The sequence below is a fragment of the Sphaerotilus sp. FB-3 genome, from assembly GCF_023706025.1.
Taxonomy (GTDB): Bacteria; Pseudomonadota; Gammaproteobacteria; order Burkholderiales; family Burkholderiaceae_C; genus Sphaerotilus; species Sphaerotilus sulfidivorans.
The window spans coordinates 1-15935 of the sequence record NZ_BQWE01000030.1; the positions used below are offsets into that span (position 1 = coordinate 1).

A 15935-nucleotide genomic window follows, 5' to 3' on the forward strand; every position below is an offset into this window, starting at 1 on the left:
ACCGCTTCCCAGATCTCGTTCTCCTGTGGCTTCTTCATTCCCCCAGCTTACTGGCTCCCTGGCGGGCACCTTGAAAGGGATGGTCCTGGATGCCCTTGACCAGATCCTTGATGCGGTCGGCATTCTCGGCCGAGTCATGCGCGAGATTGCGGATGTCGGTGGCCACCACCACGAAGCCCTTGCCGTACTCGCCGGCACGCGCCGCCTCGATCGAGCCGTTGACCGCCAGCATGTTGGTCTGGATCGAGACCTGGGTGATGGCATCGACGATCTTGTCGATCTTGCGGCTGACCAGCTCCAGCTCCTTGATCTGCTGCAGGCTGGTGCGGGTGGAGGCCACGCTGTCCGAGATGCTGCTCACCAGCCCCTCGATCATCTGCTTGTTGTCGATCATCAGGGCGCGGATCGTGCTGGAGCGCTCACGCGCGTTCTGCGCCCGCTCGGAGGCGATCTGCGCGCCGCGCTCGATCTGCGTGATCGCCGCGGCGGACTCGGCGGTGGCCGAGGCCTGGGTCTGCGCGCCCTTGCGGATCTCGTCGAGCGCCACCATGATCTGCGCGGCCGAGCGGTTGATCTCCTGCACCGCACCGGCGAGCTGCTCGGCGGCGCTGGCGACTTCCTCGGCGCTCTTGCCGATGTCCGAGGAGTTCTTCAGCTCGTCGGCGATCTCCGACAGGTTCTGCGAGGTCTGCTCGCACTCGGACAGCGCCGCGCTCTGCTCGTCGACCGTCTTGGCCGCCTCCTCGCAGGCGGAGGACTGCTGCGCGGCCGCCGCGGCGATCTGCTCGGCGCCCTTGAGCGCCTGCTGCGAGGCCACGCTGGCCTGCTGGGCTGCGGCGGAGATCTCGCCGGCCCCGGCCACGATGTCGGCCGCGTCATGGCGCACCCGGTCGAGCTGGCGCAGGATCTGCTCGCTCTTCTCGACCTCGCCGGCGATCGTCTCGGACGACTGGTTGATGCCGGCCGCGATGGCCTTGACCTCGCCCTGGATCTGGCCGACCAGATCCTGGATCTGCTTGGCGCTCTTCTCGCTGGTCTCGGCCAGGGTGCGCACTTCGTCGGCGACCACCGCGAAACCCTTGCCGTGCTGACCGGCCCGTGCGGCCTCGATCGCGGCATTCAGGGCCAGCAGATTGGTCTGGTCGGCGATGCGCGCCACCGCCTTGACGATGTCGCCGATGTTGGCCGCCTGGCGCTCGAGCTAGGCCACCCGCTGCACCGACTCGGCCTGGCGGCGCGCCGCCAGCGTGACATTGGCCACCGTGGCGCGCACCTCGGAATCGATGCGGCTGGTGGTGGCCTGCATGCTGTCGGCCTTGGCGCGCGAATTGTTGACCGCGGACAGCTGGCGGGCGATCGAAGCGCTGACCTGCGTGATCGCGGCGAGCGATTCCTGGGCGGCGCCCGAGGCTTCCTCGGCGCCGCTGGCGATCTGGTCGGCCGCGCGCTTGAGCTCTTCGGAGGCGGAGGCTGCCTCGTTGATGCCGGCCGACAGCTGGCTCGATGCGCTGGCCACCCGCTCGGCGACCTGCTGCTGCTTGGCCAGCGTGCGTGCGCGCTTGCGGCCGGCCTCGGCGTCGCGGGCCATTGCCCGGGTCACGCCTCGCGCGACGACCGGTGCGGCCACGGGTTCATGAACGGTCTCTCGATGCTTGGTCACCAGCGCCATGGACGGGCTCCGAATGTTCTGGACTGAGGGGACAGCGACTCCCGTCCGGTCATCGACGGCGGCAGATCGGGGTCAGGGCACAGTGATTCGATCATGTGCATTCCCGCAGCCATGGAGGGATTTGCGCGGGTTTTCCGTCCTTTTGCAGCAGGCGGACCGGTACGCATGGGGACTGGTGCCCGAGCTGCCGAAGCTGATAGACTGCACGCTGCTGCAGGTGATCCGGTTCGTGAAGAACGGCCGGATTTAAACGGGAAGCCGGTGAGATGCCGGCGCTGCCCCCGCAACGGTCAGCGAGAGAAGATCAGGTCACGATGCCACTGGAGCCCCGGTTCCGGGAAGGCGACCCGATCGGCAGGATCGCCCGAGAGGGTGACTCCCGCGCTCGCCAGCCCGGATACCGGCCTGAAGCATGCGCACTGGCACCGCGGAGGGCGGCGGCCGGACGACACGGGACTCCACCGGAGCCCGTGCAGGACCGGCCCCGGTCCTGTCCCGTCCGACCCCGCCCGATGCCGCCAGCGATTCTCTCGCGACAGCCGCACGGGGCGTGCGGCCGACAGGCATGACGACAAGCGATATTCCTTCCGGGCGGCCCGACCGCCTCTGCCCCGCGCTGCTGGTCAGCGCGCCGGCCTCCGGCCAGGGCAAGACCACGGTGACGGCCGCGCTGGCCCGCCACTGGCGCCGCCAGGGCCTGCGGGTGCGGGTGTTCAAGACCGGCCCCGACTTCATCGATCCGATGGTGCACGAGCACGCCAGCGGCGCGCCGTGCCGGCAGCTCGACCTGTGGATGGGCGGCGAGGATCACTGCCGCGAGCTGCTCTGGCAGGCCGCTGGCGAGGCCGACCTGATCCTCGTCGAAGGCGTGATGGGCCTGCATGACGGCAGTGCCTCGAGCGCGGCGCTGGCCGAGCGGCTCGGGCTGCCAGTGCTGGCGGTGATCGACGCCAGCGCGATGGCGCAGACCTTCGGCGCGATCGCGCTCGGGCTGAAGCTGTACCGGCCGGGGCTGGACTTCGCCGGCGTGATCGCCAACCGCGTCGGCAGCGAGGGCCATGCGCGCATGGTCATCGAGAGCCTGCCGCCGGGCATGGCCGCATTCGGCGCGCTGCCGCGCTGCGAGGCGCTGGAGTGGCCCTCGCGCCACCTGGGCCTGGTTCAGGCGGCCGAACTGCCGGACCTGGAGCGCCGGCTGGAAGGCGCAGCCGATGTGGTCGCGCGTGCCGCGCCGCCGCTGCCCGCGCCGGTGCGCTTCATCGCGCCGGCCGAGGTCGACGCCCCGCCGCGGCGCCTGGCCGGCCGCACGGTGGCCATCGCCCGCGACGACGCCTTCGCCTTCCTGTACCCTGCCAACGTCGACATGCTGGAGCAGCTCGGCGCACGCATCGTCTTCTTCTCGCCGCTGGCCGACGAGCCGGTGCCGGCCGAGGCCGATGCGCTCTACCTGCCCGGCGGCTATCCGGAGCTGCATCTGGAGCGGCTGGAGGAGGCGTGCCGCACCCGTGACACGATCCGCGCCTTTCACGCCGCCGGCCGGCCGATCGTCGCCGAATGCGGCGGCCTGCTCGCGCTGGGTAACGGCCTGAGCGATCTGGCCGGCCGACGCGCTGCGATGTGGGGCCTGCTGCCCGGCGAGGGCCGGATGCAGCCGCGCCTGGTCAACCTCGGGATGCACGCCGCCGACCTGCCCGAGGGCACGGTGCGCGGCCACACCTTCCACCACGGCCAGTTCGAGAGCACGCTCGAGCCGGTCGGCCAGACCCGCGCCGAGCGCGACCACGGCCGGCCGGAATCCGTCTGGCGCCTCGGCCGGCTGCACGCCTCTTTCCTGCACCTCTACTTCCCGTCGAACCCGAGCGCGATCGCGGCGCTGTTCGATCCGGCCACGCCGCCGCCCGGCGGCTGAGGGCCCGTCCTTCCCGACACGCCTGACCTGATGCGCGCGGAGCCCTGGCGGCCCCGTGCCGGGCCGGCTCGCGCCTGCCTGTCTGTTCCCTACTCCCTTTCCTGTCCCTTTGCCCACGGAGATTTCACGATGCACATCGAACCCGGCTTCCTGTCCGATGCCAAGATCATGGCCGCCAATGTGGCTGCCGTCGGCCTGCTGGCCGCGCATGCACCAGCACTGATGCGCCGGCCCGCCCTGTGGCTGCGCACGCTGCTGGCGGCGGTCTTCTTCTCGGTCTTCATGGAGAGCTTCCACCTGCCGGTGGGACCGTCCGAGCTGCATTTCATCGGCGCGATGCCCGTCTATGTGCTGTTCGGCCTGCTGCCGACCCTCTTCGGCTTCGCGCTGGGCCTGCTGATGCAGGGCCTGCTGTTCGAGCCGCAGGATCTGGTGCATCTGGCGGTCAATGCGCTGTCGCTGATCGTGCCGCTGCTGGCGGTGCACCACACGCTGGGCCGTCGCCTGGGCGAAGGCACGCCGGGTCTGGCCGCCCTGCTCAAGCTCGACGGTACCTACTACGCCGGTGTCACGCTGATGGTCGGCTTCTGGCTCGCCAGCGGCGAGCAGGCGGTCTCGCTGGCCGAGTGGGGCCGCTTCGCGGCGTCCTATCTGGGTGTGGTGGCGCTGGAGCCGCTGGTCACCATCGCGCTGGTGCGTGGCGCCGCGGCACTGCGCTCGCAGCGCTGGGCGCGGGTCTGTCTGGACGAGCGCCTGACGCTGGCCGGGGCGGCCTGAATGCGCGGCACCGTCTGGTTCGTCGGCGCCGGCCCCGGAGACCCGGAGCTGCTGACCGTCAAGGGCCGCGCGCTGATCGAGCGCGCCGGCGCGATCCTGTTCGCCGGCTCCCTGGTGAACGAGGCCGCGACCCGCTGGGCGCCGCCGGGCTGCGTCATCGCCGACAGCAAGGAGATGACGCTGCCGCAGATGGCCGCCTGGCTGATCGAGCAGGCCGGTGCGCACGAGACGGTGATCCGGCTGCAGACGGGCGACCCGGCGCTCTACGGCGCGCTGATCGAGCTGGTGCAGCCGCTCGACGCCGCCGGCGTGCCGGTGCGTGTCGTGCCCGGCGTGTCCTCGGCGATGGCCTCGGCGGCGGCGGCGGTCGAGAGCTTCACGCTGCCGGAGGTCACGCAGAGCGTCATCTTCACCCGCGTCGAGGGCCGCACGCCGATGCCGCCGGGCGAGGACCTGGCCGCGCTGGCGGCGCACCGCACGACGCTGTGCATCTTCCTGTCGATCACGCTGCTGCACAAGGTCGAGGCCGGACTGCGCGCGGCGGGCTGGCCGGAGGACGCGCCCGTCGTCGTCGTCCACAAGGCCAGCTGGCCGGGCGAGGAGCGCATCGTGCGCGGCACCCTCTCAGACATCAAGCAGCGCTGCCGCGACGCCGGCATCGTCAGTCAGGCCATGATCATCGCCAGCCCCACGCTGGGCGCGCGCCACTGGCCGGACCTCGTCAAGTCGAAGCTCTACGACCCGGGCTTCACCCACCGCTTCCGCAAGGCTTCCGCATGAATTCCCACCCAGACTGCATCCTGCTCGTCGGCCACGGCTCGCGCGAGGAATCCGGCAACGAAGAGATCCGCGAGTTCGTCGCGCAATGGCGTGCCCGCCAGCCAGGCTGGCGCATCGAGGTCTGCTTCATCGAGTTCGCGCCGCCCTCGCTGCACGACGGCCTGCTGGCCGCCGCGCAAGGCGCGCGCCGCGTGCTGGTGCTGCCGCTGATCCTCAACGCCGCCGGCCATGTGAAGATGGAGATCCCGGAGGCGATCGAGCACGCCCGCGCGCACTGCCCCGGCACCCCCTTCCTCTACGGCCCGCACCTCACCGCCTGCGATCCGATCCTGGCGATCCTCAAGCGCCGGCTGCGCAAGGCCATGAACGCGCTCGACATGCCGGACCCGACGACGACCGGCGTGATCCTGCTCGGCCGCGGCTCGTCCGATCGCGGCGCCAACGGCGACATGGCCAAGATGGCGCGCTGGCTGCAGGAAGAGGGCGACCACGAGCTGGTCGATCTGGCCTTCACCGGCATCACCTTCCCGCGGCTGGAGCGGGTGGTGCAGCGCCAGGCGCTGATCGGCATGACCCAGATCGTCGTGCTGCCCTACTACCTCTACACCGGCACGCTGATGCAGCGCATCCACCGCCAGGTCGAGCACCTGCGCGCGCAGTATCCGCGGATCCGCTTCACCTGCTCGACGCACTTCGGGTTTGAGAAGGAAATCTTCGAGCTGCTGGAGCAGCGCGTCGCCGACCTGCAGGCCGGCACGCCCGAAGCCAAGCTGCCCTGCGACGGCTGCGGCTACCGCGAGATCGCCCACGACCTGGGCCACGGCCACTCGCACGAGCACACGCATCAGCATGCGCACGCCCATGCGCCGGCGCCGGCGCCGGCCGTGATTCCCGTGCACCCGGTGGAGACCCAGCCGGCATGAGCACCGTCAACACCGTCACCGAGCAGCTCACCCGCGCCGGCCAGGCGATCGAGCACGACAGCTTCGCCATCATTGACGCCGAGGCCGGCCCGCACCGCTACACGCCCGAGCAGTGGCCGATCGTGCGCCGCATGATCCACGCCAACGCCGACTTCGAGTTCAACGGCCTGACCGACTTCCACCCGGACGCGGTCGAGGCCGGCGTGGCGGCGATGCTGCGCGGCGGCACGCCGGTGGTGGCCGATGTCGAGATGATCTGCTCCGGTCTGTCGCGCCCGCGCCTGGCGCACTTCGGCATGGCGACGCACCAGTTCATCAGCGACGCCGACGTGATCGCGCAGGCCCGGGCCGAGGACACCACCCGTGCGGTGCAGGCGATGCGCAAGGCGCACCGGCTCGGGCGGCTGGACGGCGCGATTGTGGGCATCGGCAATGCGCCAACCGCGCTGATCGAGCTGGTGCGGCTGATCCGCGAGACGGGCGTGCGCCCGGCGCTGGTGGTCGGCATGCCGGTGGGATTCGTCTCGGCGGCCGAGTCCAAGGACCTGATGGCCGAGGTCGCCGACGTGCCCTGGATCGTCATCCGCGGTCGCAAGGGCGGATCGACGCTGGTGGTGGCCGCCGTGCACGCGCTGCTGTCGCTGGCCGAGGCGCGGCAGAAGGCCGCCGCGGCCTGACGCTGGAGAGGCCGCTTCCATGATGGACAAGACCGTCAAGCGCGGCACGCGCACCGGCTTCACCACCGGCGCCTGTGCCGCCGCGGCCGCCCGCGCCGCCGCGCTCGGACTGGTCGAGGGCGCGGTGCCGGCCGAGATCGAGAGCCTGCTGCCCAACGGCGACCGGGTGCGCTTCATCGTGCACGACGGCCGCTGCGAGGGCGAGGGCACCGGACGCGCCGCCCACGCGATGGTGGTGAAGTTCGCCGGCGACGACCCCGACTGCACCGACGGCGCGCACCTCACCGCCGATGTCCAGATCGATGCGGCCCGTCCCGGCGTCGTCACGCTGCACGGCGGCTTCGGCGTCGGCACCGTGACGATGGCCGGGCTGGGGCTGGAGGTCGGCGGGCCGGCCATCAACCCGGTGCCGCGACGCAACATCGAGGCCAACCTGCGCGAGGTCGCCGCCGGCCTGCTCGACGAGGTCGGGCTCTCGGTGACGATCTCGGTGCCCCAGGGCGTCGAGATGGCGAAGAAGACGCTCAACGCGCGGCTCGGCATCCTGGGCGGCATCTCGATCCTGGGCACCACCGGCATCGTCAAGCCCTATTCGACCGCCGCCTACCGCGCCAGCGTGGTGCAGGGCGTGCAGGTGGCCGCCACCCTCGGTCACGGCGTCGTCGTGCTGACCACCGGCGGGCGCACCGAGCAGTTCGCGATGAAGGAGCGCCCCGCGCTGCCCGCCGCCTGCTTCGTGCAGATGGGCGACTTCCTGCGCTACGCGCTGGACGAGGCGGTGGCGCAGGGGCTGCGCGAGGTGGTGATCGGCGGCATGGTCGGCAAGCTGACCAAGATCGCCCAGGGCGAGACCATCACCCACGCCAACCGCGCCGAGGTCGACACCGGCCTGCTGGCCGAGCTGGCCGCCGGCATCGGCGCGCCGCCCGACGAGTGCGCCGCCATCGCCGCCGCCGAGACCGCCCGCTTCGCCGCCGAGCGCATGGAGGCGCTCGGGCTGCTGAACGAGTTCCACGCCGCGCTGGCGCAGAAGGTGGTGTCCACGCTGACCGCGCCCGAGCGCTACGGCCAGCGCTTCCACCTGCAGGTGCTGGTCTGCGATTTCGAGGGCCGCAAGATCGCCGAGGCGAGTTCGGCCCGCTGACGAGGACTGCTGATGAACACCGATGTCTTTCCGGATCCCAACCCCTGCCGGGTGCTGGGCGTGCTCGACGACGGCGCGGCCAGCCTGAGCGCGACGGCGCGGGCGCATCTGCGCGCCGCCGACCGCGTGATCGGCGGCGCGCGCACGCTCGCGCTGCTGGAGGCCGAGATCCGCCCCGACGCCGAGCGGCTCGATCTGACCGGGCGCCTGTCCGCCGTGCCCGGCTGGGTGAGCGAGGCGCGCGAGGCCGGCCGCAAGGTGGTGGTGCTGGCCACCGGCGACCCGCTCTGCCACGGCATCGCCGGCTTCCTGGCCGCGCGGCTGTGCGTGCAGGCGATCGAGGTGCTGCCGAATGTCTCGACGCTGCAGCTGGCCTGCGCGCGCGTGGGGCTGGTCTGGCAGGACGCGAAGATCGTGTCGATCCACGCCCGGGACGCCGGCGAATGGCAGGTCGGTGCGCCGCCCACGCATGGCCTGCACGCGCTGGCGCAGGCGCTGCGCGCGCACGACCGTCTGCTGGTGCTGACCAGCCCCGAGAACACGCCCGCGCGCATCGCCCGGCTGCTGCTCGCCGAGGGGCAGGGCGACGACTTCCGCATGGCGGTGGCCGAGCGGCTGCTGCAGCCGGACGAGCGGGTGCGCGCCGAGCTGGCGCCGGCCGAAGTGGCCGAGGCGCCGCCGCAGGCCTTCGCCGATCCCAATGTGGTGCTGCTGTGGCGGGTGCGCCCGCGGCCGAACCCGGTGCGCTTCGGCCTGGCCGACCGCGACTATCACCAGCGTCAGCCCGACAAGGGCCTGATCACCAGGCAGGAGGTGCGTGCGGTATCGCTGGCGCGCCTGCAGCTGCGCGCCGACAGCAGGGTGTGGGACATCGGCGCCGGCTCCGGCTCGGTCGGGCTGGAGGCGGCGCGGCTGTGCCCGCAGGGCCACGTCTGGGCGATCGAGAAGAACGAGGCCGACATCACCATCGCGCGCGCCAACCGCGATGCCTTCGGCGTCTCCAACCACACGCTGGTGCACGGCCGCGCGCCCGAGGGGCTGGAGGCCTGGCCCGATCCGGACGCCGTCTTCATCGGCGGCTCCGGCGGCGAGCTCTCCAGCCTGATCGCGCTGTGCCTGCGCCGGCTGCGCCCGGGCGGTCATCTGGTGATGAACTTCGTGACGCTGGAGAACCTGGCGGTGGCCACGCAGGCGCTCAAGGCGATGGTGGCGACCGATGCGATCGACTGGGACGTGCTGCAGCTGCAGGCCGCGCGCAGCCGCCCGATTCTCGACATGCACCGCATGGCCGCGGAGAACCCGGTGTGGATCGTCTGCGCCCGCAAGGAGGCCGCATGAATCCGGGCCTGAAGAAGATGGGCACGCTGCACGGCGTCAGCCTCGGCCCCGGCGACCCGGGCCTGATCACGCGGCGCGCCTGGGCGCTGCTGGAGCGCCCCGACACCGCCTGGGTCTACCCGGCGCGCAGCACGAAGACGCCGAGCTACGCCTTCGACATCATCGCGCGCGCGGGCCTGGTGCCGCCGACCGACCATCAGAGCCTGCTGTTCCCGATGACGCACGACGGCGACAAGCTCGCCCGCGCCTGGCTGCGCGCCGCCGAAGTGGTCTGGCCCAAGCTGCGCGCCGGGCAGGACGTGCTCTTCCTGGTCGAGGGCGACGCCAGCACCTACGCCACCTTCGGCCACCTGGCGCGCACGCTGCGTGCGCTGGCCGAGGAAGAGGGCGCCGAGCTGCCGGTCGAGGTGGTGGCCGGCGTCAACGCCTTCACCGCCGCCTGCGCCACGCAAGGGCTGCCGCTGTGCGAGCAGGACGACACCGTGGCGCTGGTACCCGCGGCCTACGGCGTCTCGGCGATCGACCGGCTGCTGGTCGACTTCGACACCCTGGTGCTGCTGAAGGTCAAGCCGCTGATCGGCGAGCTGCTCGACTGGCTGGAGCGGCGCGAGCTGCTCGGCCACGCCAGCTTCGTCGAGCGCTGCGGCGCACCCGACGAGCAGGTCGCCGACACGCCCGAGGCCCTGCGCGCGCTGCGCGAGCGCAAGGTCAGCTACCTCTCGCTGATGATCGTGCGCAGCCCGCACCGGGTGCGCGGCGAGCGCATTCGCGGCTGCCTGAAGAAGACCTCTCCCGGAGTCGCCGCATGAGCGCTGTCCCGTCCGTTTCCGCTGTCGATGCGCGCGTCTGCATCGTCGCCATCACGAAGCACGGCGCCGCGCAGGCCGCGGCACTGGCGCGCCGGCTGCCGCAGGCGTCGATCTGCACCTCGGCCAGGTTCGCCGGCGCCTTCGCAGAGGTGGCCAATCCGGTGCGCGCCTACGAGGGCGCGCTGCGCGACGAGATCGCGCCGCTGTTCGAGGGCTTCGACCAGCTGGTCTTCTTCGTCTCGCTCGGCGCCGTGGTGCGGCTGATCGCGCCGCACCTGAAGAACAAGGATGTCGATCCCGGCGTGACGGTGATCGACGATGCCGGCCAGTTCGTCATTCCGGTGCTCTCTGGCCATGTCGGCGGCGCCAACGCGATGGCAGAGCAGGTCGCCGCGCTGATCCAGGCCACGCCGGTGGTGACCACCGCGTCGGACGTCGGACGCACGATTCCGGTCGACATCCTCGGCCGCGAGCTGGGCTGGCGCGTCGAGGCGCCGAAGATCAACATCACCCGCGTCTCGGCGCATGTGGTCAACGGCGAGCCGATCGCCTTCGTGCAGGAGGCCGGCCGCCCCGACTGGTGGACCCGGCCGACGCCGCTGCCGGCCAGCATCCAGCGCCTGACGCGCTTCGACCAGGTCGATCCGGCCCGCCACCGCGCGGTGCTGTGGGTCACGCACGCCGAGATCGCGCCCGAGGTCTGGACGCGCTGGGCCGAGCGCCTGGTGGTCTACCGCCCGCCGCGCGAGGAAGCCGCCGCATGAGGCCGCACCTCGCGCTCGGTCTGGGCTGCGACCGCGGCACGCACGAGGCCACGCTGCGCCAGGCCATCGACCAGGCGCTGGCCCAGGCCGGTGCGACCCGGGCCGATGTGGCGGCGGTGGCCAGCATCACGCTGAAGGCCGACGAGGCCGGCCTGCTGGCGCTCTGCCGCACCGAGGGCTGGACGCCGGTCTTCCATGCGCCGGACGTCCTGGCCCGGGTCGCGGTGCCCAACCCGTCCGAGACGGTGCGCCGCCACACCGGCACGCCATCGGTCAGCGAGGCCGCCGCGCTGCTGGCCGCCGGCCGCGCCGACGAGATGCGCGCGCTGGTCGTCGAGAAGCACCGCCTGCGCGGGCCGGACGGCCGCCACGCCACCGTGTCGGTGGCGCGGATGCGCAGCCCGGCCCCATCCCCTGAATCCCCCGAACCGGAGATCCCGTGAACGATCCGATCCCGCCCGCTGGAAGCGCCTTCCCCGCGGCCGTTCCCACCGCCCCTGCAGGCAAGATCATGCTCGTCGGCATCGGCCCCGGCAGCGTCGAGCACATGACCGCGCGCGCCCGCAGCGCCATCGCCGAGGCCGATGTGGTGGTCGGCTACGTCACCTACATCAAGCTGGTCGCCGACCTGCTGGAGGGCAAGGAGGTCGTGCGCAAGGGCATGACCGAGGAGCTCGACCGCGCGGTCAGCGCGCTCGACGCCGCCCGCGCTGGCAGGAAGGTGGCGCTGATCTCCAGCGGCGACGCCGGCGTCTACGGCATGGCCGGGCCGACCTACGAGGTGCTGTTCCAGGCCGGCTGGACGCCAGAGGGCGACGTCGCGGTCGAGATCGTGCCGGGCGCCTCGGCGCTCAACAGCTGCGCCGCGCTGGTCGGCGCGCCGCTGACGCACGACTTCTGCGCCATCTCGCTCTCCGACCTGCTCACGCCCTGGCCGGTGATCGCGCGCCGGCTCGACGCGGTGGCGATGGCCGACTTCGTCGTCGCGCTCTACAACCCCAAGAGCGGCCGGCGCACCCGCCAGATCGTCGAGGCGCAGCGCCTGTTCCTGCGCCACCGCCGCGCCGACACGCCGGTGGCGATCGTCAAGAGCGCCTACCGCCGCCGCCAGAACATCGTCTTCACGACGCTGGCGCAGATGGCCGAGCAGGACATCGGCATGCTCAGCACCGTGCTGATCGGCAACGGCAGCACCTTCGTGCGCGACGGCCTGATGGTCACGCCGCGTGGTTATGCCAACAAGTACGACGCCGGACAGGGCTTCGAGACCCGCGACGGCGAGAAGGCCGGCCGCTCGCTCTCCACCGGCCTGCTCGGCTGGCTGGACGCGCTGCAGGCCGACCATGCCGCCGGCGAGAGCGTCGAGCAGCTCGCCGCGCGCCACCGCCTGCCCGTCGACTACATCCGCGCCACGCTGGACGAGCCGCTGGAAGCCGCCGCCGCCGATCTGCCCGAGGAGAGCGAAGCATGAGCGAGACGACCGTCAAGCCCAGAATCGGCGCCTACCGCCGCCACCTGCTGGTCTGCACCGGCCCGCGCTGCACCCAGGAGGGCGAGGCGCAGGCGCTGTTCGACAGCCTGGGCGAGAAGTTCAAGGCCGCGGGCCTGAACGACGGCGAGCTGCGGGTCAAGCGCAGCCGGGTGAGCTGCTTCGCCGCCTGCAAGGGCGGCCCGGTGATGTGCGTTCAGCCCGACGGTACCTGGTACCACGACGTCACGCCGCAGAACATGGACCGCATCATCGCCTCGCACCTGGTCGGCGGCGAACCGGTCGAGGATCTGGTCTTCCACCAGGGGCCGGGCACCTGCGCGGACGACGGCGCTGGCGGCTGAAGCAACGGGGGAGGGCGCGCTTTTCGGCGCATCCGTCCCCGGTGTGCCATGCTGCACTGGCGCGATGGACGTCCCTCCTGCCGCCACCGACCGCCGCGTCATCCAGATCCGCGCCGACGCGCCGCGCAAGCCCGCGCCCGGCCAGGCCTGCAACGGCTGCGGCCTGTGCTGCCTGACCGAACCCTGCCCGGTCGGCATGCTCGCCAGCCAGCGCCGCGACGGCGCCTGCCGCATGCTCGAATGGGACGAAGGCGCCGCGCGCTATGTCTGCGGCCTGCTGACCGGCCAGCACGCGCCGCTGCCCGTCTGGCTGCGCCCGGCCGCCCCGCTGCTGCGCCGCAGCGCCCGCCGCCTGATCGCCGCCGGCATCGGCTGTGATTGCACGCTGGAGGTGGAATCCACAGGCGCCGAGCCGTCCGGCGACCGGCACTGAGCGTCGGACCCGTCCGACACGTCCGCGCAGGTCCGGCCGACAGCGCCGGGGCACGCTGCGGCGCACCATGAGGACATGCCGGCTTCGCACCCTTCCGTGCCCCGGCGCCGAACACGGAGTTCCCCATGTCTGATTCCCGCACCCGCCTCCTCGTCATCACCGGCAGCCTGCGCCGCGCCTCGTTCAACCGCATGGTCGCGCAGACGCTGCCGGAGCTGGTGGCCGCCGATGTCGAGATCGCGCTGCATGCGACGCTGGGCGACATTCCGCTCTATGACCAGGACACCTTCGACGCCGGCCTGCCCGACGGCGTGGCGCAGCTGGCCGAGGCGGTGTTCGCGGCCGATGGCGTGGTGATCGTGACGCCGGAATACAACTACTCGGTGCCGGGCGCGCTGAAGAACGCGCTGGACTGGCTCTCGCGCCTGCCGGGCAAGCCGCTGTCCGCGAAGCCGGTGGCGCTGCAGAGCGCGTCGATGGGCATGCTCGGCGGCGTGCGAGCGCAGTACCACCTGCGCCAGGTGCTGGTCGCGCTGGATGCGCGGGTGATGAACCTGCCCGAGGTGATGATCGGCCAGGTGCAGAGCAAGGTCGATGCCGACGCCGGCCGGCTGATCGATGGCGACGCGCGCGAGCACATCCGCCGCCAGCTCGACGCCTTCGTGCGCTTCATCCGCCGCTGAGCGGCGGTGCACCGCCCGCGCCTGCCGGCACAATGCCGGCATGACCCATTCCCTCCCCCGCCCGGCCTGCGGCGACGACGACACCGAGGTCCTGGTCCTGCCCAACGGCGTGCGCATCCTGGCGGTGCGGCCCTCGCATCTGGCCAGCACGAATGTCAGCCTCTATGTGCGCACCGGCAGCCGCCATGAGAGCGCACGGCTCAACGGCATCAGCCATGTCGTCGAGCACATGGCCTTCAAGGGCACCGCGACGCGCGACTGCCAGCAGATCAATCTCGAGGCCGAGCTGCTCGGCGCCGAGGTCAACGCGCACACCGACAAGGACCATACCGCCTACCACATGCGCGGTCTGGCGCGCGACGCGCTGACCTTCGTTCGCATGCTGGGCGACATCGTGCGCCACGGCAGCTTTCCCGAGGCCGAGCTGGAGCGCGAGCGCCAGGTGATCCTGCAGGAGTTCCTCGAGGACGAGGACGATGCGCTGTCCACCGCCTTCAAGCTCTTCGACGAGGCCTCCTTCGGCAGGCATGCGCTGGCGCAGCCGGTGATCGGGCGGCGGCGCAACATCGAGCGCTTCAGCCGCGAGGAGCTGACCGGCTATGTCGCGCGCCAGTACACCGGCAGCAACCTGATCGTGGCGGTGTCCGGCCCGGTCGATCCGCAGGCGCTGGCGCGCGAGGTCGAGGCGGTCTTCGGTGACATGCCCGCCGGCACGCCCAATCTCGTGGCGCCGCCGACCTGGGTCGGCGGGGTGAAGAGCCGGCGCCAGCCGGGCTCCAGCCAGACGCATCTGGTGGCCGGCTTCCCGCTGCCCGACCGGCTCGATCCGCGCGCCGCCACCGGCGTGATGGCCGCGGCGGTGCTGGGCGAGGGCATGAGCTCGCCGCTGCTCGACCGAGTGCGCGAGCGCCTGGGGCTGGTCTACTACGCCGGCTGCTCGACCGACCAGTCGGATCTGGCCGGGCAGTTCGTGCTGGAGGCCTCGACCACGGCCGAGCACCTCGAGGCCTGCCAGGACGAGATCGTCGCGCTGCTGCAGGCGCAGGCCGAGCGGGTGAGCGAGACCGACCTGCTGCGCGCGCGCAACCAGATCGCGGTGCGCGCGGTGCGCCAGCGCGAGGGCGCGCAGCACCGGCTGGAGACGGCTGCGCTCGACCTGTTCGCGCTCGGGCGGGTGCGCAGCGGTGCCGAATGGCTGGCAGCGCTGGAGGCGGTGGACGCCGATGCGGTGCGCGACTGCACCCGGCGCATGCTGGCCGCGCCGGCTGCGGTGGCCATCACCGGCAAGGTGCCGACCGGCACCCGCGAGCGCACCGAGGAGCGCATGGAGCGCCTGCGCAGCACCGTGACGGGTTGAGCGGCATCCGGGCCAACCCGGATTGGCCATGCCGACAGGAGATAGCTGCTAGTGCCCGCCGACTCTGGCCGGCATGGCATCGGCTGCCGAGAATGCGCGAAGTCTCCCCCAGGATTTCGCATGACCTCCGACCCCCGCGCGCTGCCACCACCCGTCAAGGGCATTTCCTCGATGGCCACCCGCCAGCTGCTGGCCGAGCTGGTCGCCGACTGGCAGGGCCGCAGCGGCCACTCGGCCGAGATCGTGTCGGTCGGCGGCGTCGATGCCGCCAGGCGGGTCGCCGCGGGCGAAGCCTTCGATGTGGTGATCCTGGGCTCGGACGCGATCGACAGGCTGATCGCCGGCGGCCATGTCCAGCCGGGCAGCCGGGTGGATCTGGTGCGCTCGGGCGTGGCGGTGGCGGTGCGCTCCGGCGCGCCGCACCCCGATCTGTCCAGCGAAGACAGCGTGAAGGCCGCCGTGCTGGCCGCGCGCAGCGTCAGCTACTCGACCGGCCCGAGCGGCGTAGCGCTGGCCCGGCTCTTCGAGCGCTGGGGCATCGCCGCCGAGGTGGCCACGCGCCTGGTCACGCCGCCGCCAGGCACGCCGGTGGGCTCGCTGGTCGCCGCGGGCGAGGTCGAGCTGGGCTTCCAGCAGCTCAGCGAGCTGATCCATGTCGAGGGCATCGACATCGTCGGCCCGCTGCCCGACACGATCCAGATCACCACGATCTTCTCGGCCGGCGTCGCCGCCACCTGCACGCAGCCGGATGCGGTGCGCGCGATGCTCGACTTCATGAATTCGCCCGAGGCCGCCGCCGCGAAGCGCCGCCAGGGCATGAAACCGGCCTGAGCACGGCC

The 15935-nt window shown here is 72.0% G+C and carries 18 protein-coding genes and 1 riboswitch; of the genes, 16 read left to right on the top strand and 2 right to left on the bottom strand.

Features of this window, described 5'->3' with window-relative positions; all coding sequences use genetic code 11:
* Positions 1–34: 34 nt before the first annotated feature.
* Positions 35–1159 carry a methyl-accepting chemotaxis protein gene (locus tag NFT33_RS19415; protein ID WP_473964565.1) on the bottom strand — a complete coding sequence of 375 codons (1125 nt, stop codon included), beginning with the start codon at positions 1157–1159 and terminating at the stop codon, positions 35–37.
* Between the two features lie 42 nt (positions 1160–1201).
* Complete coding sequence (locus tag NFT33_RS11870; protein ID WP_251675529.1) at positions 1202–1669, bottom strand: hypothetical protein; 468 nt, start codon at positions 1667–1669, stop codon at positions 1202–1204.
* Positions 1670–1867: 198 nt separating this feature from the next.
* Positions 1868–2092, top strand: a riboswitch (cobalamin riboswitch).
* A gap of 142 nt (positions 2093–2234) precedes the next feature.
* Here NFT33_RS11870 and NFT33_RS11875 point away from each other — a divergent pair.
* The 16 genes from NFT33_RS11875 to NFT33_RS11950 all read left to right on the top strand — a co-directional run bounded on the left by NFT33_RS11875 (position 2235) and on the right by NFT33_RS11950 (position 15927).
* Positions 2235–3578 (top strand): cobyrinic acid a,c-diamide synthase CobB, encoded by a 1344-nt coding sequence (locus NFT33_RS11875; protein ID WP_251675531.1) that lies wholly within the window; start codon positions 2235–2237, stop codon positions 3576–3578.
* A gap of 129 nt (positions 3579–3707) precedes the next feature.
* Positions 3708–4355 (top strand): energy-coupling factor ABC transporter permease, encoded by a 648-nt coding sequence (locus NFT33_RS11880; protein WP_251675533.1) that lies wholly within the window; start codon positions 3708–3710, stop codon positions 4353–4355.
* Positions 4356–5135, top strand: coding sequence for a precorrin-4 C(11)-methyltransferase (gene cobM, locus NFT33_RS11885; protein WP_251675535.1), 780 nt, complete (start codon positions 4356–4358; stop codon positions 5133–5135).
* Positions 5132–6058, top strand: coding sequence for a sirohydrochlorin chelatase (locus NFT33_RS11890; protein ID WP_251675537.1), 927 nt, complete (start codon positions 5132–5134; stop codon positions 6056–6058). The genes cobM and NFT33_RS11890 overlap by 4 nt, the downstream gene beginning before the upstream one ends.
* Positions 6055–6735, top strand: coding sequence for a precorrin-8X methylmutase (locus NFT33_RS11895; RefSeq protein ID WP_251675539.1), 681 nt, complete (start codon positions 6055–6057; stop codon positions 6733–6735). The genes NFT33_RS11890 and NFT33_RS11895 overlap by 4 nt, the downstream gene beginning before the upstream one ends.
* Positions 6736–6754: 19 nt before the next feature.
* On the top strand, positions 6755–7879 hold the full coding sequence (locus NFT33_RS11900) for a cobalt-precorrin-5B (C(1))-methyltransferase (RefSeq protein ID WP_251675541.1): 1125 nt from the start codon (positions 6755–6757) through the stop codon (positions 7877–7879).
* A 12-nt stretch (positions 7880–7891) separates the two neighbouring features.
* A complete protein-coding gene (gene cbiE, locus NFT33_RS11905) occupies positions 7892–9217 on the top strand; it encodes a precorrin-6y C5,15-methyltransferase (decarboxylating) subunit CbiE (RefSeq protein ID WP_251675543.1) in 1326 nt (441 codons plus the stop codon).
* Positions 9214–10026 carry a precorrin-2 C(20)-methyltransferase gene (gene cobI, locus NFT33_RS11910; RefSeq protein WP_251675546.1) on the top strand — a complete coding sequence of 271 codons (813 nt, stop codon included), beginning with the start codon at positions 9214–9216 and terminating at the stop codon, positions 10024–10026. The genes cbiE and cobI overlap by 4 nt, the downstream gene beginning before the upstream one ends.
* Entirely contained in the window at positions 10023–10790 is a 768-nt protein-coding gene (locus NFT33_RS11915) for a cobalamin biosynthesis central domain-containing protein (RefSeq protein ID WP_251675548.1), read from the top strand. The genes cobI and NFT33_RS11915 overlap by 4 nt, the downstream gene beginning before the upstream one ends.
* Positions 10787–11233: a cobalamin biosynthesis protein gene (locus NFT33_RS11920; protein ID WP_251675551.1), complete on the top strand. Its 447-nt coding sequence runs from the start codon at positions 10787–10789 to the stop codon at positions 11231–11233. The genes NFT33_RS11915 and NFT33_RS11920 overlap by 4 nt, the downstream gene beginning before the upstream one ends.
* 68 nt (positions 11234–11301) lie before the next feature.
* Positions 11302–12261 carry a precorrin-3B C(17)-methyltransferase gene (gene cobJ / locus NFT33_RS11925; RefSeq protein ID WP_251675581.1) on the top strand — a complete coding sequence of 320 codons (960 nt, stop codon included), beginning with the start codon at positions 11302–11304 and terminating at the stop codon, positions 12259–12261.
* Positions 12258–12623, top strand: a complete 366-nt coding sequence (locus NFT33_RS11930; protein ID WP_251675553.1) for a (2Fe-2S) ferredoxin domain-containing protein — start codon at positions 12258–12260, stop codon at positions 12621–12623. The genes cobJ and NFT33_RS11930 overlap by 4 nt, the downstream gene beginning before the upstream one ends.
* Positions 12624–12687: 64 nt before the next feature.
* Positions 12688–13056 (top strand): hypothetical protein, encoded by a 369-nt coding sequence (locus tag NFT33_RS11935; RefSeq protein ID WP_251675555.1) that lies wholly within the window; start codon positions 12688–12690, stop codon positions 13054–13056.
* A gap of 125 nt (positions 13057–13181) precedes the next feature.
* Positions 13182–13739, top strand: coding sequence for an NADPH-dependent FMN reductase (locus NFT33_RS11940; protein ID WP_251675556.1), 558 nt, complete (start codon positions 13182–13184; stop codon positions 13737–13739).
* 40 nt (positions 13740–13779) lie between these two features.
* Entirely contained in the window at positions 13780–15096 is a 1317-nt protein-coding gene (locus NFT33_RS11945; RefSeq protein ID WP_251675558.1) for a M16 family metallopeptidase, read from the top strand.
* A 120-nt stretch (positions 15097–15216) separates the two neighbouring features.
* A complete protein-coding gene (locus NFT33_RS11950) occupies positions 15217–15927 on the top strand; it encodes a substrate-binding domain-containing protein (protein ID WP_251675561.1) in 711 nt (236 codons plus the stop codon).
* Positions 15928–15935 lie beyond the last annotated feature (8 nt).

Bases quoted from the DNA above. Each gene is read 5' to 3' on its own strand.
- NFT33_RS11870 (WP_251675529.1), bottom strand. From the start codon at position 1,669: ATGGCGCTGGTGACCAAGCATCGAGAGACCGTTCATGAACCCGTGGCC.
- NFT33_RS11875 (WP_251675531.1), top strand. From the start codon at position 2,235: ATGACGACAAGCGATATTCCTTCCGGGCGGCCCGACCGCCTCTGCCCC.
- NFT33_RS11880 (WP_251675533.1), top strand. From the start codon at position 3,708: ATGCACATCGAACCCGGCTTCCTGTCCGATGCCAAGATCATGGCCGCC.
- cobM (WP_251675535.1), top strand. From the start codon at position 4,356: ATGCGCGGCACCGTCTGGTTCGTCGGCGCCGGCCCCGGAGACCCGGAG.
- NFT33_RS11890 (WP_251675537.1), top strand. From the start codon at position 5,132: ATGAATTCCCACCCAGACTGCATCCTGCTCGTCGGCCACGGCTCGCGC.
- NFT33_RS11895 (WP_251675539.1), top strand. From the start codon at position 6,055: ATGAGCACCGTCAACACCGTCACCGAGCAGCTCACCCGCGCCGGCCAG.
- NFT33_RS11900 (WP_251675541.1), top strand. From the start codon at position 6,755: ATGATGGACAAGACCGTCAAGCGCGGCACGCGCACCGGCTTCACCACC.
- cbiE (WP_251675543.1), top strand. From the start codon at position 7,892: ATGAACACCGATGTCTTTCCGGATCCCAACCCCTGCCGGGTGCTGGGC.
- cobI (WP_251675546.1), top strand. From the start codon at position 9,214: ATGAATCCGGGCCTGAAGAAGATGGGCACGCTGCACGGCGTCAGCCTC.
- NFT33_RS11915 (WP_251675548.1), top strand. From the start codon at position 10,023: ATGAGCGCTGTCCCGTCCGTTTCCGCTGTCGATGCGCGCGTCTGCATC.
- NFT33_RS11920 (WP_251675551.1), top strand. From the start codon at position 10,787: ATGAGGCCGCACCTCGCGCTCGGTCTGGGCTGCGACCGCGGCACGCAC.
- cobJ (WP_251675581.1), top strand. From the start codon at position 11,302: ATGCTCGTCGGCATCGGCCCCGGCAGCGTCGAGCACATGACCGCGCGC.
- NFT33_RS11930 (WP_251675553.1), top strand. From the start codon at position 12,258: ATGAGCGAGACGACCGTCAAGCCCAGAATCGGCGCCTACCGCCGCCAC.
- NFT33_RS11935 (WP_251675555.1), top strand. From the start codon at position 12,688: ATGGACGTCCCTCCTGCCGCCACCGACCGCCGCGTCATCCAGATCCGC.
- NFT33_RS11940 (WP_251675556.1), top strand. From the start codon at position 13,182: ATGTCTGATTCCCGCACCCGCCTCCTCGTCATCACCGGCAGCCTGCGC.
- NFT33_RS11945 (WP_251675558.1), top strand. From the start codon at position 13,780: ATGACCCATTCCCTCCCCCGCCCGGCCTGCGGCGACGACGACACCGAG.
- NFT33_RS11950 (WP_251675561.1), top strand. From the start codon at position 15,217: ATGACCTCCGACCCCCGCGCGCTGCCACCACCCGTCAAGGGCATTTCC.